At 41.2% G+C, this 4,012-nt stretch carries 5 protein-coding genes, 1 tRNA gene and 1 pseudogene; 5 read left to right on the top strand and 2 right to left on the bottom strand.

Annotated elements, in window-relative coordinates:
- Nucleotides 1-179 precede the first annotated feature (179 nt).
- The gene (locus IQ211_RS18165) at nucleotides 180-593 is read left to right on the top strand and encodes a CoA-binding protein (protein WP_189760834.1); all 414 of its coding nucleotides are present in this window, start codon (nucleotides 180-182) and stop codon (nucleotides 591-593) included.
- Nucleotides 594-657: 64 nt separating this feature from the next.
- Here the strand turns inward: IQ211_RS18165 and hspQ are convergent, their stop codons facing one another.
- Nucleotides 658-978: a heat shock protein HspQ gene (gene hspQ / locus IQ211_RS18170; RefSeq protein WP_189760833.1), complete on the bottom strand. Its 321-nt coding sequence runs from the start codon at nucleotides 976-978 to the stop codon at nucleotides 658-660.
- 229 nt (nucleotides 979-1,207) lie between these two features.
- On the opposite strand from hspQ, the gene yccX reads away from it, so the two are divergent.
- Entirely contained in the window at nucleotides 1,208-1,486 is a 279-nt protein-coding gene (gene yccX, locus IQ211_RS18175) for an acylphosphatase (protein WP_189760832.1), read from the top strand.
- A 15-nt stretch (nucleotides 1,487-1,501) separates the two neighbouring features.
- Here yccX and tusE read toward each other — a convergent pair whose 3' ends face one another.
- Nucleotides 1,502-1,831: a sulfurtransferase TusE gene (gene tusE / locus IQ211_RS18180; protein WP_189760831.1), complete on the bottom strand. Its 330-nt coding sequence runs from the start codon at nucleotides 1,829-1,831 to the stop codon at nucleotides 1,502-1,504.
- Nucleotides 1,832-2,012: 181 nt separating this feature from the next.
- Between tusE and IQ211_RS18185 the strand changes: the two genes are divergently transcribed.
- From IQ211_RS18185 to IQ211_RS18195, 3 genes and pseudogenes are all read left to right on the top strand, one after another.
- Nucleotides 2,013-2,100 (top strand) — tRNA-Ser (locus IQ211_RS18185).
- A gap of 174 nt (nucleotides 2,101-2,274) precedes the next feature.
- Nucleotides 2,275-3,488: pseudogene (locus IQ211_RS18190) on the top strand (tyrosine-type recombinase/integrase).
- A gap of 144 nt (nucleotides 3,489-3,632) precedes the next feature.
- Nucleotides 3,633-4,012 (top strand): hypothetical protein (locus tag IQ211_RS18195; protein ID WP_193836439.1); only part of this gene is annotated, 380 nt, incomplete at its 3' end.

Here is a 4,012-nt window from a genome sequence, read left to right on the forward strand (position 1 = left end):
TGCTTTCTCACACATTGGGTATTTTTGCCAACTTTAAACAAGGTAAAAAACAACGCGACTGGCTTCAACAAACGCTCGTTATTGGGTGTTAAAGTTGAGCATCGCGTTAAATTACTTATCATAAACACTGTAGCAGATAAACCAGATGAAAAATGCTGCGGAGAATATAGGAGGACAAAATGAATGATCAATATATAGCGGATATTCTGGGAAAAGTAAAAACCATCGCGTTAGTTGGAGCGAGTGAGAAAACAGATCGTCCCAGTTATAAGGTCATGGAATACTTACTAAAGCAGGGATATCAAGTGATCCCTGTCAGTCCTAAACTGGCAGGACGGACTTTATTGAACCAACCAGTTGTGAGCCAATTATCTGATATTAAACAACCCGTCGATATGGTTGATGTATTTCGCAACGCAGAAGCTGTTTATGGTGTTGCGGAGGAAGCCATCGCCATTGGCGTAAAAGTCCTTTGGTTACAAAGTGGCATTATCAATGAAGAAGCAAAATTATTGGCAGAAAATGAAGGATTAGATGTTGTAATGGATCGTTGTCCGAAAATTGAAATCCCGCGGTTGGGGATGGAAAAGTGAATAAGGTAGCGATTGGTTTATTATCCACCACCTTAGAGTTATTGGCTAACGGTAATAAAAGTATTTAATTTCGTAGCCGTGGCGCTTGTAATTGACTGCGGATAGATTCGGCTAACTCATCCAGAGAGGATTGTTCTGGATGTTCATCTGATGTTTCGTAAGTCAATTGGGCTTCTGCCAAATAAGTATGAATAGGTTGACCATTGTCATCTTCCATCACAACGTGATACCACGGCGCTGAACGTAAGGTAGCATTAGATGCAATATCATTTTCCTGCGGTTGTTCTAAAGAATATTCAGCATCAATATCTACAATAACACCCAAGTAACCCAGCAACCTATGTCGTACTTGCTGGCCGATACCGAATTTGCTGGCGATCATCATAGCCACCTCCAAAGAAACCTTGCAATGACTCTTATATAAGGGCGGTAAGGTAAATTTCAAGCGCGTACCCGGTGACGGTAGCCGGAATTTTGCATGATTTTTGAAATCAGGATGGCATGTGACCGCCATCTCATAATTTCAGATTAGCTGTTGCGTATATAAAATACAATAACAAAAGTGGGTTTAACGTTTCAAAGTTCTTACCATCTTATCTGGGAGGAATATAACGATGACTAAATGCAGCATGACTATTTATGTTTACGGCAGGGTACAGGGAGTTGGATTCCGTTATCACACTTACCGTTGGGCAAAGAAAAATAAGCTGGCGGGATATGTTCGTAATATGAATGATGGAAGTGTGAAGATTGTCGCTTGTGGCAATGATGCACAAATCAAAATGTTAACACATTGGCTGGAGCAGGGTGGGCCTCCGGGCGCCAAAATAGAACATTTTCAATCTCAGTTTTGTGAAGTAGAAGAGATGAGTGATTTTAGCATCCGTCATTAGTGACGGATGAATAAATCAAATACATTTGACTGGTTTGGGAAGGCCGGCAATTTTTGTTGCTTGTTTTGCCGGCCCTTTGGGAAACAGGCGATAGAGGTAACGGCTATTTCCTTTCTCTTCACCATATTTTTGGGCGATCGCTTTAACTAGCATACGAATAGCGGGTGAAGTATTAAATTCTTCATAAAACTCACGTACAAAACGGATAACTTCCCAGTGCTGTTCGGTTAGAGTGATTGCTTCCTGTTCGGCAATGACAGGAGCCATAGCCTCATGCCAATCACGATAGTTTTTTAGATAACCTTGCGCATCAGTTTCGATCTCACGACCTTCAAATACCAACATAACTTTTTACCATCCAATAACGATGGCCGCAATTTAGCAAAAATCACCACTATCCCCAAGAAAGATTACTCAACATGCCGAATAAATAGACCAACAGATAGTATTGTGAGTAAATTAGCGGCAGTTGAACGGATAAATACTTTACATTGGTAACTGTGATGTTTATAGTGCTCGACATCGCGGAGGGGTGGCCGAGCGGCTGAAGGCAGCGGTCTTGAAAACCGCCGATGGGAAACCATCCGAGAGTTCGAATCTCTCCTCCTCCGCCATTAACACTTCTAGCAACGTCTACTAAAGCCTTCCAATCCCAGATAAATCAAGGCATAGCGCGAAATTTCAATATCTCAAAGTCTACAACCGTCTTCCTAAATCTCTACAATTTGTTGTATAGTTTTTTGTATAGAATTTCCCTCTACAATTTTTCTATACAATATTGGTGATTTATGAAGCTAACAGAGCTGGCTATCAAACGAGCCAAACCAAAAGAAAAATCCTACACACTGGCAGATGGTAATGGGCTATCTTTGTTGGTTGATACCAATGGCTCAAAAGGCTGGCGTTATCGCTATCAATTTGCGGGTAAGACCAAGATGATATCGTTAGGCATCTATCCAGTAGTCACACTCACTGAGGCCAGAGCTAAACGTGACGAAGCACGAAAGCTGGTGTCTAACGGCATTAATCCAAGTGAAGCTCGAAAAGCAGAAAAGACGGCAGCTATTAATCAAACGGAAAACACATTCAAAAATATCACTCTTGAATGGTTCGAGGGCAGAAAAGACAGATGGTCGTTGGTTATCGTGAAGATATGATGGACGCATTCGAAAAAGATGTTTTCCCTTATATTGGTAATCGTCCGATTGCTGATATTAAGCCACTGGAACTACTCGACGTGCTTTCTATTATGGAAAAGCGCGGAGCAACAGAGAAATTGAAAAAAGTTCGTCAACGATGCGGGGAGGTTTGGACGTATGCAATCATTACGGGCAGAGCTGAATATAACCCAGCACCAGATTTAGCCAGAGCTTTTATCCCCCATCAACGCGAACACTACGCCCACCTATCAGTGGATGAAATGCCCGAATTCCTCCGTTCTATTGATAAATATATGGGCAGCCAAATAGTCAGAACGGCTTTGCGAATGCTGATATTAACGGGGGTTCGTCCGGGAGAACTCCGCAAAGCTGAATGGTCAGAAATTGATTTAGATAAAGCTGTTTGGACAATTCCAGCCGAAAAAATGAAAATGCGCCGTACTCATGTTGTGCCATTATCAGAGCAAGTTATCGATTTATTGAAGCAGATTCAGCCTATCAGCGGCAGTTATCAATATATTTTCCCAAGCCGCACAGACTACAGAAAGCATATATCTGATATGGCAATCAATACCATGATTCGCCGCATGGGATATTCAGGACGAGCAACAGGCCACGGGTTCCGCCACACTATGAGTACCATCCTGCACGATCAAGACTTCAACACTGCATGGGTTGAAAAACAGCTTGCCCACGTCGATAAGAACTCTATTCGTGGAACGTATAACCACGCTCAGTATCTGGATGGTCGCAGGGAAATGATGCAATGGTATGCCGACTATATGGAAGCGCTCGAACGAGGCGAAAATGTGGTACATGGCAAATTTGGGAAACGAGCCTAACTGGATGAATAGACAGAGGTAATTGACTTTAGTAGACTATACAATATGTTAAAGAATAAAGCTATGTCTAGGGTCGCTCCCGAAAACCCGCACACCTCTACGGGCTGGCATAGCTCCTACTAAATAGAGGGTGTGGGGTAGCATATGGATATTAAATCGATTGATTTTGATTTGATCAATTACCATGCAATGCAAATCCTTCAATTTTATCGAGATATAAGGCTATGTGCGTTAGCTTCTATAAGGATAAGCACTGACACTATTGAAGGTAAAATGGAAACGGCAAAAAAATGTGAGAAGGTCTTAGAAAAATTTTCACTTGATGTAAAAATTAATGATTCACATAAAATCATTAATGATTTTATATCCACGGCTTCTATTAACCGGGCTATTGAATTGCTTGGAATGGAATATAATTACAACGTAAATTTCTATGAGTATAGTCTTTATTTTTTATCCATTGATGGATATAAAGAAACAAAATGTGATAGCGGCGAGTTTAAGAAAATTGATGACATACAATT

The organism is Xenorhabdus griffiniae, assembly GCF_015163655.1.
GTDB lineage: Bacteria > Pseudomonadota > Gammaproteobacteria > Enterobacterales > Enterobacteriaceae > Xenorhabdus > Xenorhabdus griffiniae.